This is a genomic window from Verrucomicrobiaceae bacterium (assembly GCA_016713035.1).
GTDB lineage: Bacteria > Verrucomicrobiota > Verrucomicrobiia > Verrucomicrobiales > Verrucomicrobiaceae > Prosthecobacter.
The window spans coordinates 644,432-661,176 of sequence record JADJPW010000001.1; the positions used below are offsets into that span (position 1 = coordinate 644,432).

Below are 16,745 nucleotides of genomic sequence, written 5' to 3' on the forward strand. Positions count from 1 at the left end.
GCATCCTAGCGAAAGATCAGGGAATGCCAGCAATAGCTAGCGGGAGTACGAGGGACAGTCTCCCGCGAGACGCGGCAGACAGCACGCGAGGACGCGTGCGCTCCGTTCTCCAGATCCAAATCGCCACCGGCAAACTCATCTGGGGCGCGGGAACGGACACCAACATCGAACTCGCCTCGATCAAAGCCGTGCTCAGCGCGGTGAATCGGGCGGGGTGACGCATTTTGTTTCTACACCTCGCCTCATCGGGATTTGTTTTTTACCGTTATGATGAGGCTCATCCCCAACCATTTCGAGAGAAGGTCTGCCAGCGTTTCATTCGCGGTTTATGTCTATTCGAACCACAGAGGGAATACACAAATCATGAAGGCTCGGCCCCTCGCGCTTGCCTTTTCGCTCGGTGAGCGGCTATGCTCGCGGCATGAGAACGATCCTCTCGCTGTTTTTCCTCTCGGCATCGCTGCTCGCAGCGGCGGAGAGTGCCTACAAGCAACACGCTGTCGCCACGGTGCACCCGCTGGCCACACAGGCGGCGCTGGAAGTCTTTGAGAAAGGCGGCAACGCCATCGACGCTGCCGTCGCCGCCGGTTTGACGCTCGGCGTCGTCGATGGGTATAACTCCGGCATCGGCGGTGGCTGCTTTTTTGTCATCCACGCGGCGGATGGCACCATCACCTGCATCGACGGACGCGAGATGGCACCAGCGGCAGCACATCGCGACATGTACCTCATCGGTGGCAAGCTCGATGAAGAGGCGAGCAAGACCGGTGCGCTCGCATCTGGCGTGCCGGGCTATCTCATGGCCTGTGAAGCGGCTCGGAAAAAACACGGTCGCCTGCCGCTAGCGGACTTGCTGCTGCCCGCCGCGCAGATCGCGGATAGAGGTTTCCCCATTGATGCCGTGTATGCGCGGAAGCTCGCCGCTACCGCGTCGAAGCTCGCTCGTTTCCCCGCATCTGCCGCCATCTTCCTGCGCGATGGCAAGCCGCTCGCCGTGGGCGACACGCTGGTGCAGCGCGATCTTGCGGCGACGTATCGTGCCATCGCACAGCATGGTATCACGTGGTTTTACGAGGGGAACTTTGCCCAGCGAGCCGCAGAGTGGATGCGCGAAAATGGCGGCATCATGACCGTGGCCGATTTGGCTGCGTATCGTGCCCCCGAGCGCGAACCGGTGCGCAGCAGCTATCGCGGGCATCAGCTCATCACCATGCCGCCGCCGAGTAGTGGTGGGGTGCATGTGGCGCAGATTTTGCACACGCTGGAGCATTTTCCTATTCGCACGCTGGATGTCGCGACGCGTGTCCACGTCATCACGGAGGCGATGAAGCTCGCTTTCGCGGATCGCGCTCATTGGCTCGGTGATCCCGACTTTGCCAAAGTGCCGCGTGGCCTCGTCGATCCGGCTTACGCAGCCGATTTGGCCCGTAAAATCGACCCCGAGCACTCCACGAAGGTTTCCGGTCATGGAATGCCTCCGCACTGGGAGGGCGATGTTTTCGGCAAACACACCACTTTCCTCTGCACCGCCGATAAAGAGGGAAATTGGGTCGCTCTCAATCAAACCATCAACACCTCCTTCGGCAGCAAAGTCGTCATTCCCGGCACCGGCGTGCTCATGAATGATGAGATGGACGATTTCGCCGTGCAGCCCGGCGTGCCGAATGCCTTCAAACTCATCGGTGCAGAGGCGAACGCCGTCGCCCCCGGCAAACGCCCCCTCAGTAGCATGAGTCCCACGATCGTGCTCAAAGACGGACGCCCCATCCTCGTCACCGGTGCCGCTGGTGGCCCGACGATCATCACGCAGGCGCTGCTGCTCATCACGCACGTGCTGGATGATGGACTCACGCCTGGGGAGGCACTCTCCCGCCCGCGTTTTCATCACCAGTGGAACCCCGACGAGCTCAAGATCGAAAAAGCCTTCGGCGCAGACGTTTTCGCCGATCTCAAAAAACGCGGACACCGCCTCGCGCCATCGGAAGGCTTCGGTGCCTGCCAAGCCATCTCCTTCGATGCTGAGACAAAAACCTTCCTCCCAGCTCACGATCCCCGTGTGCCTGGGAAAGCCGGTGGTCGCTGAAAAGGACCACATGGACCCGTTTGACTGTTTTGCCTCTCACTCCTCAAACACACCGGCAACAGGCGCATTCGCTGTGATCCACGCTAGCGCCTGCTCTTTGGTTTGGAGTTCGCCGTCGAGTTGGAGGGTTTGGAGGGTGTTCAGGAGTCGCCCCATCGCCGGGCCAGCGTGCCAGCCCAGTCGGATCAAATCCGCCCCATTGATCAAGCGCGGCGGCACCAGCGGCGCATTGGCGAACTCCTCCCGTTTCGAGAGCATAAACTCGTAATTATCCAGCCGCCCATTGCTCCCCAGGCAGTCCACCCGGTGCAGCGCCAGCTCATCGTCGATGGTGGGACGACTTAGCATGCGTTTCAGCGTCGCCGTCCGCATCTTTTTCACCTCCATAAAGGTCATGTGATGCTCCACAGCCACCACCGTGGGCTCGATCACGTCATTGGGGAATTTCATCCGGCGCATGATCACATCCGTCATCTGCGCCCCCAGCTTATCATGCCCATTGAAGCGGATACGGCCCGTATCCGCATCCCGCGTCTGCGTCGCTGGCTTGGCGATGTCATGCAGCAGCACACTCATCACCAGCGGCAGACTCACCTTCGCAGGCAGCAGCCCCAGCATCATCCGAGTATGCACAAACACATCCCCCTCCGGGTGAAACTGCGGTGGCTGCTCGCATCCCTGGAGTATCAGAATCTCTGGCAAAATATGCTGCATCAGCCCAGAGCCCACCAGCAGGTCAAAACCACGCACCCGATTCTCATGCAGCATGATTTTGCTAAACTCCTCACGCACACGCTCGATGCTCACACTGGTGATTTTTTCCGCCAAACCACACACCGAGTGCCAAGTCGAGTCCTCCATATCAAAACCCAGCACCGTCGCAAAACGCACCGCCCGCAGCAGCCGCAGCCGATCCTCCTCAAAGCGCTGCGCCGCCACTCCGATCGCCCGCAGCAGCCCCACTCGCAGATCATTCTCACCGCCCACATAGTCGATGACCTTTTTGGCCACAGGATCGAAAAACAGCCCATTGATCGTGAAATCACGGCGTTGGGCATCTATCTCCGGCGTGGAGAAAACCACGCTATCCGGCCTCCGACCATCCGAATAGCTGCCATCACTGCGAAACGTCGCGACCTCGACAAAATCCGATTTCCCCGCCCGCACAACGACGACACCGAAATGCGCCCCAACCGTCTTCGAGCCCGGAAAAAGCGCCACGACCTGCTCCGGCCTCGCACTGGTGGCTACGTCATAATCCTTCGCCTCCCGCCCCAGCAGCATATCCCGCACACAACCACCCGCCAGCAACGCAGTGTGCCCGGCAGCATGAAGTTTCTCAATAATCTGAATCGCGACCTCTCTCATTCCCTCCAGTAAGACTAAATCATCCCCTGCTGCAATGCGTCATTCGCAGGCAGACGCAGCCGCTGCAAAGAAACTCCAAAAATCGAAACGCGATCCCCTTTGAGAGAAAGCATGCAATGGGCCGGGCCGTACTTTCGGGCGCATGGTTTCTCCGCATCCAGTTCATCCGTTTTCACGCCGGGAGGTGATCCAGGCGGGCGCGGTGGGGCTTTTGGGATTGGGGATGAATCATCTCACAGCCTTGCAGGCGATGGCGCAGCCCGTGGCACGGCCTGCACGGGCGAAATCGGTGATCTACATCTTCCTTTCCGGTGGGTTGGCGCAGCAGGAGAGCTTCGATATGAAGCCGGATGCGCCGATGGAGGTGCGCGGCGAGTTTAAGCCGATACGCACTCGCACGCCGGGCACGCACATTTGTGAGCATCTGCCGCACTTGGCCCGCATCTCGGAAAAGTGGTCGCTGGTGCGGTCACTCACGCATGGCAGCAGTGATCACTCTTTGGGCCATCATGTGATGCTCACGGGGCGTAGTGATGCGCCGTTGGGCTTCGATCCGTCGCGTCCGAAGAAGTCGGATCATCCCAGCATCGCCGCGCTGGCGACGGCGCTGCTGCCACGGCGGAAGGATAATCTGCCGCCTGCGATCGTGCTGCCGGATAAGCTGGTGCACCGCACGGGGCGGACGCTGGCAGGGCAGTTCGGCGGGATGCTGGGCTCACAGCATGATCCGTGGTTCTTGGAGATGTCGCCGTATCACCCGGAGCACTATGGGGCCTTTCCACAGTATTTGTTTCACCATGAGCGTGGCTTTGAGACGGATGCGAGCATGCGTTTTCAGGCTCCGCATCTGTCACTGCCGCAGGGGCTCTCATTGGATCGTGTGCTAGACCGTGTGTCGCTGCGTGATTCATTGGAAAATCAGGCCGATAATCTGGCGCAGCTCGCTGGGGATGTGTCTTTTGACACGTATCGGAGCGCGGCGGTATCGCTGCTGGGGAATCGTAAGGTGCATGACGCTTTCAGCTTGGAAAAAGTCGATCCGAAGTGGCTGGATCGTTATGGGCGGCACAGTTTCGGCTGGTCGCTGCTGATGGCGCGGCGGCTGGTGGATAGTGGGGTGCGTATGATCCAGGTGAATCTGGGTAATAACGAGAGCTGGGACACGCATCAGGCGGCGTGGCGGAATCTGAAGAACTATCTGCTACCGCCGATGGACCAGGCCGTGTCTGCGCTGATCGAGGATCTGGATGCCAGTGGTCAGCTCGATGAGACGCTGATCGTGATGGGCAGCGAATTTGGCCGCACGCCGCGTATTTCGAGCATTTCGAAGACGGCGCTGCCAGGACGTGATCACTGGGGGCATGTGCAGAGTGTGCTGCTGGCTGGCGGGGGCATCCGTGGAGGACGTGTCATCGGTAGCAGTGATCGAGTGGCCGGTTATCCGGCGAGTGATCCGCAGACGCCGGAAAATCTAGCCGCGACGATCTATGAGGCACTCGGTCTGCCGCGTGAGACGATCTGGAAGGACTTCACAGGTCGTCCGCATACGCTTTACATGGGCTCACCGATCACGGGGCTGGTTTGAGAAGGCGCTGGGGCGTGGGCCGAGCAGGGATTATCCACAGATTACGCAGATTGAAGATCATCATCAGAGCAAGCTACTGGCGTGCTCGCGGGCCCAGGTGTCTGCGGCGATGATTTGATCCAGGCTGGGGTGCGCGGTGGTGCTGTGGGCACTCATGGTGCGCTCGACGATGCGCCAGATGCTGGGGAAGCTGATTTTCTCCTCCAGGAAGGCAGCGACGGCGATTTCGTTGGCCGCATTGAGCACGGCGGGGAGTGTGCCGCCAGTGCTGCCTGCGTGGCGGGCGAGATCGAGCGCTGGGAAGTCCTGGGTGCGCGGTGCCTCAAAAGTAAGTGCAGCGAGCTGGGCAAAATCGAGCGGTTTGAGATTGTTCGGCACGCGATCGGGCCAGGTCACGGCATACTGAATGGGGAAACACATGTCGCTGTGACTGAGCTGGGCGATGACGCTGTTGTCCGTGAACTCGACCATGCTGTGGATGATGCTCTGGGGATGCACGACGACTTCGATTTGGCTCATCGGAACATCAAAGAGCCAGCGTGCCTCGATCATTTCCAGGCCTTTGTTGAAGAGCGTGGCGCTGTCGATGGTGATCTTTCGCCCCATGCTCCACGTGGGATGCTTCAGCGCCTGGGCGACGGTCACACTAGGGAGCTGATCTGCGGGCAATTGGCGAAATGGGCCCCCACTGGCGGTGAGCAGGATGCGGCGCACCTGACTGTGGCGATGGCCTTCGAGGCACTGAAAGATGGCATTGTGCTCACTGTCCACGGGCAGGATGTCCACCTTCCGGCGCTTCGCAGCCTCCGTGACGGCTTCGCCGGCCATGACGAGGATTTCTTTGCTCGCTACGGCGAGGTGCATGCCGCGCTCGATGGCGGCTAGCGCGGGTGCGAGCCCGGCGGTGCCGACGATGGCGACGAGGACCATGTCGGCCTCGCAGGCGTTCACCAGATCGACGAGGCCCCGGGCTCCGACGTGCAAAACGACATCCGCAGGGAGCAGCGAGCGTGCTTTGGCCGCCGCGGCCTCGTCCGTGAGGGCGACTTGCTTCACGCCGGTCTGGCGGACTTGCTCGATGAGGGCATCCACACTGCTGTGGGCGGCCAAACCGGCGATCTGCATGCGATCCGGGATGTCACGAGCTACTTTGAGCGCACTGGTGCCGATGGACCCGGTGGAGCCGAGGAGCAAAACGCGACGTGGAGCTGGCGAAGGCATGCGTGGGGCAGCTTGGATGAAACGGAGAGCTTTTTTAGCGCAGTGGCTCCTTCAGCAGCGCGAGGGCTTCCAGGGCGGAGAGGTCTTCATGCACGATGCCGGCGAGACTACGTGCGATGGCGGGCGGATTTTTGTGCTGCCAGACATTGCGACCGATGGCGATACCTGCGGCGCCTGCGTCCATGGCATCCTCCACGGTTTTGAGCAGCCCGGCGTCGTCATTCATGGCGGCACCGCCGAGGATGATGACGGGGACAAAGCAACTCTCCACGATGCGGCGGAAATCATCCGGGGAGCGTGCATCGACAGGATATGGGGTCTTCACCACATCTGCGCCCAGCTCGGCAGCCAGTCGCACAGCGAACTGGATGTTTTCACAGGTGTATTTGGCACTCTGACCGAGGCCGAAAGGCAGCGCCTCGATGATGACGGGCACATCCGTATCCATGCTGCCGCGGATGATGTCCGCGCATTCCTGGAAATTGATGTTCTCGTAATCGATGCCGGGGTAGAGCATGGTCATGAGGGCGTTCGCGCCGACCATCTCTGCCTCTTCGCAGCCCCACATGCCGATGCTGCCTGCGCCATGGCCGGTGGTGCGGGTATTGTATCACATCTGCGCGGAGACAGATGGCCTTTTCCTCCACCAAGTCACCTGAGCGCAGCGCTAGGCCGAGATTCATCACATAGCCGTCCACGTAGGGGTTCACCTTTTCGATGAGGGCGAATGGGTTCTCCAAGCCGGGCACTGGAATGGCGCAGCCGTGGTCAATGGGGAGGATGACGGTTTTGCCGTCGCGAAAGAAGCAGTCGAGATTTTCCTGTCGGTTCATGGGGGAGCGGCCTCTCTGCCCCAATGCGGCGCGGATGCAATGTGAAATCAGAGTGCAGGGCGTACGATGACGATCTCGCCGAGGAGCTGCTCCTGCTCGACCTGGAGGTGGTTGAGCTTGATGAGCTCCAGCATGGCTAGGAAGGTCACGATCACCTCACCACGGCTGCTAGCGCTGGAGAAAAGATCCTCAAACTTCATCCGCCCACCCTCTGGCACGATGGTGAGCAGTTCCTCGATCTTGTCAGCGACAGTGAAGCGGTCATTGACGATCTCGCGGAAGTCATCGGTATTCTCGAAGCGCTTCAGCACCCGCTGGAAGGCGCGGATGAGGTCAAAGATGCCCACCTGCCCCATCGTCACCACCGGAGCCTCCAGATCGGGTAATTCCGGCGTCGTGGCAAAGAATTCGTCCGCCTTGATCTCCTGGATGCCCAGGAAGCCTGCGGCTTCTTTGAACTTCTTATATTCCACGAGCTGGCGGATGAGCTCCCAGCGCGGATCATCTTCATCCGCCTCCTCATCGGGCGGCTGCACATCCTTGGGCAGCAGCTCGCGGCTTTTGATGTACATCAAATTCGCTGCCATCACGATGAACTCGCTGGCGAGCTCGATGTTCAGCATCTTGAAGGTATCGATGTAGTCGAGGTACTGCCGCGTGATACGCTCCAGGGACACGTCATAGATGTCGATCTCATCTTTTTTGATGAGATAGAGCAGTAGGTCGAGGGGGCCCTCGAAAATCTCCAGTTGGACCTTGTAGTCGGTGTCTTCCACGCGGCGAGATAGACGAGTCCGGCGGGCGGCGCAAGGCGGCTGTCAAACCAGTGCGAGCAGCGCCTCACGAATCTGCGTCCGCCATTTCGCCAAATAGGCCAACGTGGCCTGGATCGTCTGCAAAGCGGCGAAATCCTGCGTGGGCGCTTGATCCCAAAGCGGCAGCTTTTCGAGCTCCTGGCTGCGAAAGGCCTCGATTTGGGCATTTAGGGCCTCCAGAGCCTCCTTCAGCCGCATCTCCTGCGGAGCGAGCAGTGCCCGAACCAGCGCGGAGGAGGCGGATTGGCGCTTTTTGGCCAAAATGGCCGCATTTTGCAGCTCGGCCCCCATTTTCATGAAAAGATCCATCAACTCCGCAGAAATCGGCACCGTCCGCCACGGCTCGGCATGCAGCTCTAGCAGGTGCTTGAGGCGTTTTTCAGGCTGGGAGAGGATTTCATGTGCGGCGTTGATATCCGCAGCCAGAGCAGCATCACCGCCAGGACTATCTGGATGAGCGGCACGGCCCTTTTCATGCCAAGCAGCCTGGAGCGCGGCCTCGTCCAGTGCCGCTGCACGCGGCAGTCCGAGAAGGGCAAAACAATCCGTCATGGGTAGGCGAGTTTATCCGATCTGATCACGCGGAAAAGCTCTCCCCACAGGAGCAAGTGACCACGGCGTTGGGGTTTTTCACTTTGAAGCCACCACTTTGCAGATCGTCGCTGTAATCAAGCTCGGAACCGGTGACGAAAAGGGCGCTTTTGGGGTCGATCACCACCCGCACCTCCGCCGAGGTGACAACGATGTCCCGATTCGCCGGGCCATCCACGAGATCCATCTTGTATTGGAGACCAGAGCAGCCGCCCCCCACCACCGCGATGCGCAGGGCACCATGTTCCGCACGGCCCTGCTTCCGCAGGAGCCCCAGCAGTCGGTCAGAGGCCCCTGGGAGCACCTTGATGAGCTTCTCGCTGCCGATTTTGATACTAACTGCCGGTCCAGCGGCAGGTGGGATAGCTGTCATAGAGCGCAAAGTGGTCCTCTTTACTCCCCTGCCAAGCCGGAAGTTCAGTTTGGTTGGATAGGCCAAATAAGCCCCATAGGACTTATACGACCTATTCGAACAGCTAAGCCCTGTTCGCCTGGTCTTTTTCTCAAATTTACGAATTTATCACACTTCTATGATAAATGGTTGATGTGGCTGTTGTGGTTGTTATATTTTCCATAACAACACAACTGCCATGCACCCCCTCGCCACCCCTTTCGCCTTCAGCTCTGCTCTACGCACTGCTTTCGCTGCTCTGGCTTCCCTCTGCCTCCTCCTGCTCGTTCTGGCAGCGCCCTCTTCCTCACTGGCCCAAAACGGCTATTACGCCGCTGGCAACTACACCGCTGCTCAGGCTCAGGCTGCTTATCAAGCCCAACAACAGGCCTACGCCCAGAATCAGGCCGCTTGGGCTGCCTACCACCGCCAGCAGCAGGCTTATGCACAAAACCAAGCCGCTTGGGCGGCTTACCATGCCCAACAGGCTGCTGCGGGCCGTGCCCCTCGTCAGCAGCAGGCCGCGGCTCCGCGTGCGGTCGCTGTGGCTCCACGCCAGGCGGCTCCCGCTCCTCGTCAGGCAGCTCCGCAGGCTGCTATCGGCGGTGGTGGCTCTTCTTCGATCCGTTTTGATGGTCGTTTTGCTTCCCTAGCCTCCGGTGCTCCTGCGGCGGTGCAGCATGCGGTGTATGCGGCTAACAAGATTCAGAACAAGCCCTACCTGCGCGGCGGTGGCCACGCCAGCGTGGAAGACAGTGCTTATGATTGCAGTGGCAGCGTCAGCTATGTGCTGATCAAAGCAGGACTGTTGCGTGCGCCTTTGGCCAGCGGTGCTTTCATGAACTATGGCGAAGCCGGTCAGGGTCGCTTCATCACGGTGTGGGTGAAGCCAGGGGAGCATGTGTTCATGACGATCTGCGGACTGCGCATGGACACCAGCGGTGGTAGCGTAGGCGAGGGCCCGAGATGGCGTGTGAAGAGCCGCAGCATGGCTGGCTTCGTTGCTCGTCATCCTGCTGGCCTTTAATTCTCACTTTTGTGACGCGATTCTCACTCTCGAAACGAACGAACGAACCGAGAATGCGAATCAGGGGAGCGGGATCGGGGCAAAGCGGTGCCCGGGAGGCGGAAAAGGGTGCGGAAGGTGCCGAAAAGGGCCTCAAAGCGGGCCAAAACGGCGATCAGCGGGCAAAATGGGCCGATGAGAATTGGGAGTCGCTCTCACGGCTGTGAGGCAGGTTACCCAGGGATGCGAAAAGTGAGCCAGTGGAGCCGAAACTACGGACTGCGGCAATAGATCGCAGTGGTGGCCGTATTTTGAGTCCTCACAGGATGCGACGTTTTCTATTTCTTCTCCCATTTTGTCCGCTGCTGAATGCTAAGGACATCCACGTCGGCAAAGATGTGCCGAGCATCGCCGCAGCCATCAAAGCAGCGCTTCCCGGCGATACGATCCACTTGGAACCGAAGGTGTATCATGACTATGCGGGCTTTTACGTGAAAAAAGGCGAACCGGGGAGGCCGATCACGCTCGACGGTCACGGGGCGACGTTAGAGGGCAGTGATCCGATTGATCCGACGAAGTGGCGTGAGGTGGCGCCGGGTTTGTTCGCAAACGATGCGCTGATGCCGGGCCTCAGTGATGCGGTGATCGGGCGCTGGTTCTTCCTCTTTGATGGCAAGATCCAGCTCATGGGCCGCACCTCAAAAGGCAAGAGTGCACCTCTGAAAAAGCCCGAGGACCTGCAAAGCGGTGAGTGGACCTTTGTCAAAGACGTGAGCCGTGAAAAACCACCCTCGATGGCGATCTACGGCACCTTTTATCTCCGACTACCACCAGGAAAGCCGCTAGCAGATGCAAACATCTCCGCGCCGATGCGCAGTGCTGGTGTGCAGTTCGGCGGAGAGAATGCGCATCTCGTGATCAAGAACCTCACCGCAACGCACCCCTATAATGATGGCTTCAACATTCATGGCGACTGCCGCGACGTGGTCTTTGAAAATATCCGCGCCATCGAATGCGGTGATGATGGCATCAGTGCCCACGAATCCGCGCAGTATCGCGTCGATGGCTTTGTCAGCATCGGCAACAGCACTGGCATCTGCGATACAGGCACTGCACAGACGAGTTACCACCGCGTCTTCATCGCTGACTGCATCGGATTTGACCTGTTCTTTCTCGATGATGGCCGCTACCGGCTCACCGATGCCGTGATCTTCTCCTCGGCCCAAAATCCCTTCACCGTCACGGGACGCGAGGACAGGCACTGCGAGCTGGAAATGGACAACGTCATCTTCCGCAGGCTCACAGAGCCCAAAAAGGCACTCATCGCCGCCACGGCTATCGTGCGTGCCAAACGTCTGACGATGGAAAACATCTCCTTCGATGCCCGTGGTGAACTGAAAATCGACATGCCAGAAACCCATGCAGATGTGGCCGAACTCATGAAACTCGTGCCTCCAGACTACCAACCATGAACGAATCACTGCTGTAGGCGCGGCATCAGTGGGGGGAATACCCACGCCACGTCCTCCGCCGTTTGCAGGCTGCCGCCCTCCATCCACTCGGCGGTGGTGATGATCTCGTAGATGTTATCGAGCAGTTGTTTGTCTTTATTGACCAGATCTTCGATCTTCCGCGTGACGACTTTATAGCTCACGCCCTCAGCCTCCACGGCATCTGGGATCATCGGACGTGCCCCCTGCTGCGTCAGGGCGATGAGGCGCATCGTCTCAGCGGAGAGAGCTGTCATGCGATCATGGATCTGCATGTCACGCCGGATCAAGTCAGAGGTGCGGCCAGCCTGCTGGATAGCCTCTGCCAGCGCCACGGCGGCGATGCTGAAAATGAGCAGCGCCAGCATCGTCTCCATCAAAGTGAAGCCCGAAGCCTGCTCTCGGCTGCCGAAAGGAATGCGCATGCTTGCTTTTAAATCGTAACCGAGCTGCCGTCACCCAGGATTTTCCAGCCAGCTCCCCACTCCAGCCACTCACTCGGGCGAAACAGCTTTTTGTAATCATAAGCACTGTGCTCCTGCGTGGCATAACCAGTGTAGAGATGCTCCAGGCCATGCATACGGCAAAAGTCCACCTCTAGGAGCAGTGTATAAGTCCCCAGGCGGCGATTTGACTCCGTGGGATCAAACATCGCATACACACTAGAGGCAGCTTTCGCACCGACATCGAAAAAGCTCGCCGCCAGCAGCCGCTCGCCATCAAAAACACGCAACATGCGGCTCACACACGGGCCACGCTCCGGTGTATCACCGAGAAAGTCCTCGATCGACTCCGGCACATTCGATTTGAAGCGTGTTTTGTGTTTTTGAAACAATGATCGCAGTTCATCATCCATCCGCACAGGGGCGATTTCGTGCCGCAAGCCGCTATTCCCCATCCATACACGCCGCTGGCTCTTGCTCGGCCTAAAATCAGCCACGCGGATGCGCAGGGGCGTGATTCGCTGCTCAGAGCCGTCATCAGACTCCTGCGTGCTATACCGAAAAAAATAGTTCCCAAAATGCCTCCATCCCGCTGCCCACAGCCGATCCATGATCAACGGCAGAGCCGAATCACAGATGAATGCTTCGTGGAACTGCGCAGGAGGTTCGTTCATTCGCTTCGGCTCAGTGCCCGCCTCAGGGCATTCGCAGTGATGCGCTGCACACGTGCATCTGGGCCGTGGGGGCGTGAGTAGTGGCTCCATGGCGTCATGTGACCGGGCGGCATGCTCAACCCCTGCCCCCAGAAGATGGTGCTGGCATTGAAAACGATATTCCCCTCTGGCCCGCTGAAAATGGTCGCAGCGTATTTCCCCAATCGAGTACCGCCCGCCCAGACATGGCCTTCAGCGACGACTTCGAGCCCTTTTCTCCCCGTATCAGGATCACCGTGAAACTCCCAACCGACCAGCCCAGGGATGCTCTCGCCCTTTTTCATACCCGTGCCTTCAAAGAGCCAGTGATCCGGCAGCGCACAAGTCCAGTCGCCACCACCATTGAAGGGAACGATGGTGCGTGCGCCGATGATCTGCCGCTCATCCGGCCCAGGATTCTCAAAGGGGCCAAGCACCTTCGAGTAAGCCGCCTTTTCCTCCTCACGGAATTCCCCGTAGCACGTCTCGCGAGTCAGTCGGCGATTCGGCTGGCCTTCTGCATTCGCGGTGAAGGGCGTGACCATGTACACATCGTTCGCAGAGAGCCACAGCACACTGAGCCCCTTTTCGATCGCAGTTTTGACATTTTGAAACTGCCGCACGTCCCAATACTCATCATGACCTGGGCTAATCATCGCTTTCACACGGGAGAGATTCGCCGCATCTAGATTATCCACGTTCGAGCAGTAGGTGACATCGTAGCCCTCCTTCTCCAGCCAGTAGCAAATGGGGAACTCCCATAGCAAAAACTCGCCACTCCCCATGCTCAGTGGCTGATCAAAAATCTGCACATACTTGCCGTAGGGACGATCAAAGCTCACGCTCACTCCAGGTGCATGCGCGGCACGCGGATCGGTGTAAAGCGATTCATCGACAGGCCAGCGATTGTAGGCCTGCCAGGTGTTGTCACTGCATTGAAAGAGAATATCCGCTGGACGATCATCTTTGACGATGAAAACGACATAGCTCTGCCAATAGGGCAGCTCTGCGCTATCTGGCAGTGTGCTCAGACGGCCCAAATACACGCCGCTGGGCCAGTCAGCGGGGATTTCCAGTTCCGTGCTAGCCTCCCAGGCACACTCACGGAGTCGTTGAGCCGCCATTTCAGGCACAGGCTGTGTCTGCCCTTGCAAGGGCCCCACAGAGCGCATCAGCCGCGATCCCGCACCGCCGTAGTAACCCATGCGGAAGATGTCGATGATGAATTTCGCCGTTGGCTTCGTGCTGACGAAGATTTTCAGCACCTCACCTGCCTTTACAGACTGATGTGAGCAATAACCCTCGATACGTGAGGTGCGGTATGACTTCGCACCATCTGGGATCATGCGTGTGAGTTGGAAAGAGGCACCCGCGTGGGCATTCTCTGTGCGAATCAGCGATGGAGCCCGTAGAGCACCTGCTCTCGCAGAAGTCAAAGCAGCAGCGGCAGAGGATACGGCCAGAAAATCACGTCGAGTAGGCATCAACTGGGTACGCCATAGCCAGCCGAATTTTCCACCCGCATCCTTCCCGCCCTCAGTTCATTCTCTAGTTCGACCGTCCTAGTTGGCGATCGGTTTTGGAATCACTGACGGAGAAGGCGATGCAGCCGAATTGCCAGTGGAATTTGGAAAGCATGGGATCGCGCTGGGCCTGCTCGATGAGCCCGGCGGTGGAGGCGCGTTTCATTTCCTACAGCCAATCCGCCACCGTGATCGTGCGGGGAGGATTATTTCTCATCCCTAGGCATCGGCGGCAAGTCTGGAGCCATGTCGAGGATGCGGCGCATGTCGCCGGGAAGTCCGCGTTGGGTTCGGTCTTCGAGTGAGGGGCTGAGAAGACCGAGGGATTTCAGGGCGGTGAGGCGGGTGGCGCGGTTGTCGAAGTAGAAATGGGCGTCGATGGGGTGCAGCCAGCCGGTGGCGTCTTGGATGACGTTGTTGGGGTGCAGGTCGAAGACATCGACTTCTCCGAGGAGGTCATGATCGAGGATGAATTTGCCGCCTAGGGCTCGCGGAGCAGGATCGCGCAGGTTTTGGCGGATGAGGCCGGCTTTGAGGGCTTCCCACTCGGGATGGATACCGTCGATGTAGGGCTGCGTGAGGACGAGTTGGAGTCGCCCGCCTTCCATCGTGCCGCCAAGCAGTTGGATCTCGTCGTCGAAGAAGTGGTTGGAGAGCAGTTGATCACTCAAGTAGTCGAACAGCGACTCCGTGGCGCGCTTTCGGGCATCGGCGACCTTGAGGACGAGGTTCCGGTCAGGCAGAAGGGCCACGCGATGCTCTTTGCCGCCCTTCAGGGCATCGTCTCGCAGCACCTGCTCCACTTCATCGACTGACAGCCAGCGGCGTTTGCGGTCAAGCAGATCGCTCAGGGCACGGATTTCATCGTCAATTGATTCGCCCGCGCTTTCTGGAGCGTCACCACACCCTGCGTCCGCAAGGCTCTGCGCCGCGCGTCGGAGAAAGCCTGCCGCACGACCGTGAAGGGCTGGATCACAGGCTTGCCCGAGGGCTTGGATGATGGAGATGAACTGCTCAATGCCGAAAGGATGCGGCAATTGGCCCCGCCTGTCAAAACCAGAGTCAACGTTGTGGGGTAACAACCGAGTGGGCGAGTTTCATGGTTGAGTTATTTAAACTCAATCTGCTGACCAGATTACCGTGTTAGGACCGGTTATGCGTGAGCAACTTGTCTGATGATACCAACGCAAGGGAGATGTTGAGATTATACCCTGATTCGTCGTCAACTCGCCTTCGCAGGTGCCATTGTAGTTTGCCTTCAGAATGTGAGGCGACTTTTGCCCTTCTTCGCATTCAACCATGGGATTACTCCATTCGACCCGAATTGGTGGTGAATCGCATTGCACTCCATAACCCGTTTCTGTAAAAACCAAAGCTCGCCTGATAAACACGGATTTCGTTTTTACGATACCACAGCTCATTTTTCGATTTGTGGAATAATCAACAAGGGAGAAGTGCCAATGCGTTAGTCCATTTGAATCCACCTCACCGCGCTTCACTTGGTAACCGTATTCATTGCCCACTTTCCAAGCGAAGGGCGTATTTGTGCGTCCATTACCTGCATAGCCGGCCCAGTCAGAACCACCACCCCAGTTAACCCCTTTGTTTGACGATTCTTTATATGCCTTATCCTCAGCCCACTGGAGTCCACCGTGCGCCCATTCATCATGGCCTGTAAAATTTATCTGAAGCGCAAGGGAATAAAGCCATTTAAACGGCGCATTTTCAGGAAACGTGGATATGCAAATATCCACTGAATAGCCAACCATGCCCACAGCATCAGATTCAAACCATGTGTGTATCGACTTCGGTTCCATGCTTATGTGATCGAAGATGATCAGGCGGCAACTTTGGCCCGCTTGACCGTTTTGCGGCGGCGGGCCGCTGGCTTGGCGATGAAGAAGCTGTTTTTGTTACCGAGGACTCCAGGGAAGTCGCCTTCCAGTTCAACGAGCATCTGCATGTGCTTCGTGAGGCGGCTCTTCTCTGCCGGGGTCATTTGGGCTAGGGGCTTCATCATGTTCGGAGGCTAGTACAAAGGCTGTGCTCGTTCAAGCCCTGGCTCCAGGATTGTCCACGCGGGCTGCAAACATCTTTATCTCGTGCTTTTCGATCGCAAACAGTTCTTCAATCGGCCTGAGTAGCTGGCGTTCGTAGAATGGAGCCGAGTCGAGCGTGGCCTCACCCCAAACACGTTTGCAGCCTAGTTCGCGGGCCAGCAGACAAACAGATTGGAGCATCTGCAATCCGACTGCCTTCACTCCTACAAGCTGCCCGCAGATGCTGGGATGCACGAAAAGGAAGTCGATCATCAGATGATGACACCAAGTGCGCCGGACCATCGCAGCCCCCAAGATGCCCAGAAACCAGTCCGCCGTGACCTTGAGGTGAAAGCAAAACTCTCCTTGGGAATGATCGGCGATGAGCCGTTCCAAATGCACAAGGCTGGTAGCAAACGTCTTGGTGTCCCGGTAGTGCCGCCAGCGCTTGGCGGCGAGCTGGGCAAACTCACACGCATCCGCAGCGCGGCTTCTCATAGCGGGTTTGCCGCTCAGCTTGGGAGAGACCTTCCAACGCTTCACGGCACGAATATCGAGATCAGTAGCAAAGCTCATCAACGCCTCGGTGGTCACGCCATCCTTCACCACCGGAAAGCGCAGTGGCATCTGAAACGGTGTGGAGGATGGCTTTTTCGAGGCCATGG

Annotated in this window: 19 protein-coding genes; 5 read left to right on the forward strand and 14 right to left on the reverse strand. The window is 58.5% G+C overall.

The window, feature by feature from the left end; translation table 11 throughout:
* Nucleotides 1-23: 23 nt before the first annotated feature.
* Both IPK32_02720 and ggt read left to right on the forward strand, forming a co-directional pair.
* Complete coding sequence (locus IPK32_02720) at nt 24-218, forward strand: hypothetical protein (GenBank protein ID MBK8090928.1); 195 nt, start codon at nt 24-26, stop codon at nt 216-218.
* 203 nt (nt 219-421) lie between these two features.
* Nucleotides 422-2,083, forward strand: a complete 1,662-nt coding sequence (gene ggt / locus IPK32_02725) for a gamma-glutamyltransferase (protein ID MBK8090929.1) — start codon at nt 422-424, stop codon at nt 2,081-2,083.
* A gap of 36 nt (nt 2,084-2,119) precedes the next feature.
* On the opposite strand, the gene IPK32_02730 is transcribed toward ggt, so the two are convergent.
* The gene (locus IPK32_02730) at nt 2,120-3,451 is read right to left on the reverse strand and encodes a CCA tRNA nucleotidyltransferase (protein ID MBK8090930.1); all 1,332 of its coding nucleotides are present in this window, start codon (nt 3,449-3,451) and stop codon (nt 2,120-2,122) included.
* A 142-nt stretch (nt 3,452-3,593) separates the two neighbouring features.
* On the opposite strand from IPK32_02730, the gene IPK32_02735 reads away from it, so the two are divergent.
* Complete coding sequence (locus tag IPK32_02735) at nt 3,594-5,036, forward strand: DUF1501 domain-containing protein (GenBank protein ID MBK8090931.1); 1,443 nt, start codon at nt 3,594-3,596, stop codon at nt 5,034-5,036.
* A 63-nt stretch (nt 5,037-5,099) separates the two neighbouring features.
* Here the strand turns inward: IPK32_02735 and IPK32_02740 are convergent, their stop codons facing one another.
* From IPK32_02740 to IPK32_02760, 5 genes are all read right to left on the reverse strand, one after another.
* A complete protein-coding gene (locus IPK32_02740) occupies nt 5,100-6,257 on the reverse strand; it encodes a 1-deoxy-D-xylulose-5-phosphate reductoisomerase (protein MBK8090932.1) in 1,158 nt (385 codons plus the stop codon).
* A gap of 34 nt (nt 6,258-6,291) precedes the next feature.
* Nucleotides 6,292-6,825 (reverse strand): hypothetical protein, encoded by a 534-nt coding sequence (locus IPK32_02745; GenBank protein ID MBK8090933.1) that lies wholly within the window; start codon nt 6,823-6,825, stop codon nt 6,292-6,294.
* A 312-nt stretch (nt 6,826-7,137) separates the two neighbouring features.
* Entirely contained in the window at nt 7,138-7,866 is a 729-nt protein-coding gene (locus tag IPK32_02750; GenBank protein MBK8090934.1) for a segregation/condensation protein A, read from the reverse strand.
* 42 nt (nt 7,867-7,908) lie between these two features.
* A complete protein-coding gene (locus IPK32_02755; protein MBK8090935.1) occupies nt 7,909-8,457 on the reverse strand; it encodes a hypothetical protein in 549 nt (182 codons plus the stop codon).
* 25 nt (nt 8,458-8,482) lie between these two features.
* Nucleotides 8,483-8,869, reverse strand: coding sequence for an iron-sulfur cluster assembly accessory protein (locus IPK32_02760; protein MBK8090936.1), 387 nt, complete (start codon nt 8,867-8,869; stop codon nt 8,483-8,485).
* A 217-nt stretch (nt 8,870-9,086) separates the two neighbouring features.
* On the opposite strand from IPK32_02760, the gene IPK32_02765 reads away from it, so the two are divergent.
* On the forward strand, nt 9,087-9,914 hold the full coding sequence (locus tag IPK32_02765; GenBank protein ID MBK8090937.1) for a hypothetical protein: 828 nt from the start codon (nt 9,087-9,089) through the stop codon (nt 9,912-9,914).
* Between the two features lie 305 nt (nt 9,915-10,219).
* Nucleotides 10,220-11,365, forward strand: coding sequence for a hypothetical protein (locus IPK32_02770; protein MBK8090938.1), 1,146 nt, complete (start codon nt 10,220-10,222; stop codon nt 11,363-11,365).
* A 5-nt stretch (nt 11,366-11,370) separates the two neighbouring features.
* Here IPK32_02770 and IPK32_02775 read toward each other — a convergent pair whose 3' ends face one another.
* The 8 genes from IPK32_02775 to IPK32_02810 all read right to left on the reverse strand — a co-directional run bounded on the left by IPK32_02775 (nt 11,371) and on the right by IPK32_02810 (nt 16,743).
* Nucleotides 11,371-11,808 (reverse strand): prepilin-type N-terminal cleavage/methylation domain-containing protein, encoded by a 438-nt coding sequence (locus IPK32_02775; GenBank protein MBK8090939.1) that lies wholly within the window; start codon nt 11,806-11,808, stop codon nt 11,371-11,373.
* Nucleotides 11,809-11,816: 8 nt separating this feature from the next.
* Nucleotides 11,817-12,500, reverse strand: a complete 684-nt coding sequence (locus tag IPK32_02780; GenBank protein MBK8090940.1) for an arginine-tRNA-protein transferase — start codon at nt 12,498-12,500, stop codon at nt 11,817-11,819.
* Nucleotides 12,497-14,002 carry a hypothetical protein gene (locus tag IPK32_02785; GenBank protein MBK8090941.1) on the reverse strand — a complete coding sequence of 502 codons (1,506 nt, stop codon included), beginning with the start codon at nt 14,000-14,002 and terminating at the stop codon, nt 12,497-12,499. Before IPK32_02785 ends, IPK32_02780 begins: the two co-directional genes overlap by 4 nt.
* A 64-nt stretch (nt 14,003-14,066) precedes the next feature.
* Nucleotides 14,067-14,207: a hypothetical protein gene (locus IPK32_02790; protein MBK8090942.1), complete on the reverse strand. Its 141-nt coding sequence runs from the start codon at nt 14,205-14,207 to the stop codon at nt 14,067-14,069.
* Nucleotides 14,208-14,247: 40 nt separating this feature from the next.
* A complete protein-coding gene (locus IPK32_02795; protein ID MBK8090943.1) occupies nt 14,248-15,078 on the reverse strand; it encodes a hypothetical protein in 831 nt (276 codons plus the stop codon).
* A gap of 81 nt (nt 15,079-15,159) precedes the next feature.
* Nucleotides 15,160-15,858, reverse strand: coding sequence for a hypothetical protein (locus tag IPK32_02800; protein MBK8090944.1), 699 nt, complete (start codon nt 15,856-15,858; stop codon nt 15,160-15,162).
* 20 nt (nt 15,859-15,878) lie between these two features.
* A complete protein-coding gene (locus IPK32_02805; protein MBK8090945.1) occupies nt 15,879-16,061 on the reverse strand; it encodes a hypothetical protein in 183 nt (60 codons plus the stop codon).
* A 31-nt stretch (nt 16,062-16,092) separates the two neighbouring features.
* Nucleotides 16,093-16,743, reverse strand: a complete 651-nt coding sequence (locus IPK32_02810) for a GNAT family N-acetyltransferase (protein MBK8090946.1) — start codon at nt 16,741-16,743, stop codon at nt 16,093-16,095.
* Nucleotides 16,744-16,745 lie beyond the last annotated feature (2 nt).

What these genes read in the sequence shown, in the direction of transcription:
- IPK32_02775 (MBK8090939.1), bottom strand. Translation starts at nt 11,808, where the DNA reads ATGCGCATTCCTTTCGGCAGCCGAGAGCAGGCTTCGGGCTTCACTTTG.
- IPK32_02735 (MBK8090931.1), top strand. Translation starts at nt 3,594, where the DNA reads ATGGTTTCTCCGCATCCAGTTCATCCGTTTTCACGCCGGGAGGTGATC.
- IPK32_02810 (MBK8090946.1), bottom strand. Translation starts at nt 16,743, where the DNA reads ATGGCCTCGAAAAAGCCATCCTCCACACCGTTTCAGATGCCACTGCGC.
- IPK32_02785 (MBK8090941.1), bottom strand. Translation starts at nt 14,002, where the DNA reads ATGCCTACTCGACGTGATTTTCTGGCCGTATCCTCTGCCGCTGCTGCT.
- ggt (MBK8090929.1), top strand. Translation starts at nt 422, where the DNA reads ATGAGAACGATCCTCTCGCTGTTTTTCCTCTCGGCATCGCTGCTCGCA.
- IPK32_02740 (MBK8090932.1), bottom strand. Translation starts at nt 6,257, where the DNA reads ATGCCTTCGCCAGCTCCACGTCGCGTTTTGCTCCTCGGCTCCACCGGG.
- IPK32_02805 (MBK8090945.1), bottom strand. Translation starts at nt 16,061, where the DNA reads ATGATGAAGCCCCTAGCCCAAATGACCCCGGCAGAGAAGAGCCGCCTC.
- IPK32_02730 (MBK8090930.1), bottom strand. Translation starts at nt 3,451, where the DNA reads ATGAGAGAGGTCGCGATTCAGATTATTGAGAAACTTCATGCTGCCGGG.
- IPK32_02800 (MBK8090944.1), bottom strand. Translation starts at nt 15,858, where the DNA reads ATGGAACCGAAGTCGATACACACATGGTTTGAATCTGATGCTGTGGGC.
- IPK32_02745 (MBK8090933.1), bottom strand. Translation starts at nt 6,825, where the DNA reads ATGTGGGGCTGCGAAGAGGCAGAGATGGTCGGCGCGAACGCCCTCATG.
- IPK32_02765 (MBK8090937.1), top strand. Translation starts at nt 9,087, where the DNA reads ATGCACCCCCTCGCCACCCCTTTCGCCTTCAGCTCTGCTCTACGCACT.
- IPK32_02755 (MBK8090935.1), bottom strand. Translation starts at nt 8,457, where the DNA reads ATGACGGATTGTTTTGCCCTTCTCGGACTGCCGCGTGCAGCGGCACTG.
- IPK32_02790 (MBK8090942.1), bottom strand. Translation starts at nt 14,207, where the DNA reads ATGAAACGCGCCTCCACCGCCGGGCTCATCGAGCAGGCCCAGCGCGAT.
- IPK32_02760 (MBK8090936.1), bottom strand. Translation starts at nt 8,869, where the DNA reads ATGACAGCTATCCCACCTGCCGCTGGACCGGCAGTTAGTATCAAAATC.
- IPK32_02770 (MBK8090938.1), top strand. Translation starts at nt 10,220, where the DNA reads ATGCGACGTTTTCTATTTCTTCTCCCATTTTGTCCGCTGCTGAATGCT.
- IPK32_02720 (MBK8090928.1), top strand. Translation starts at nt 24, where the DNA reads ATGCCAGCAATAGCTAGCGGGAGTACGAGGGACAGTCTCCCGCGAGAC.
- IPK32_02780 (MBK8090940.1), bottom strand. Translation starts at nt 12,500, where the DNA reads ATGAACGAACCTCCTGCGCAGTTCCACGAAGCATTCATCTGTGATTCG.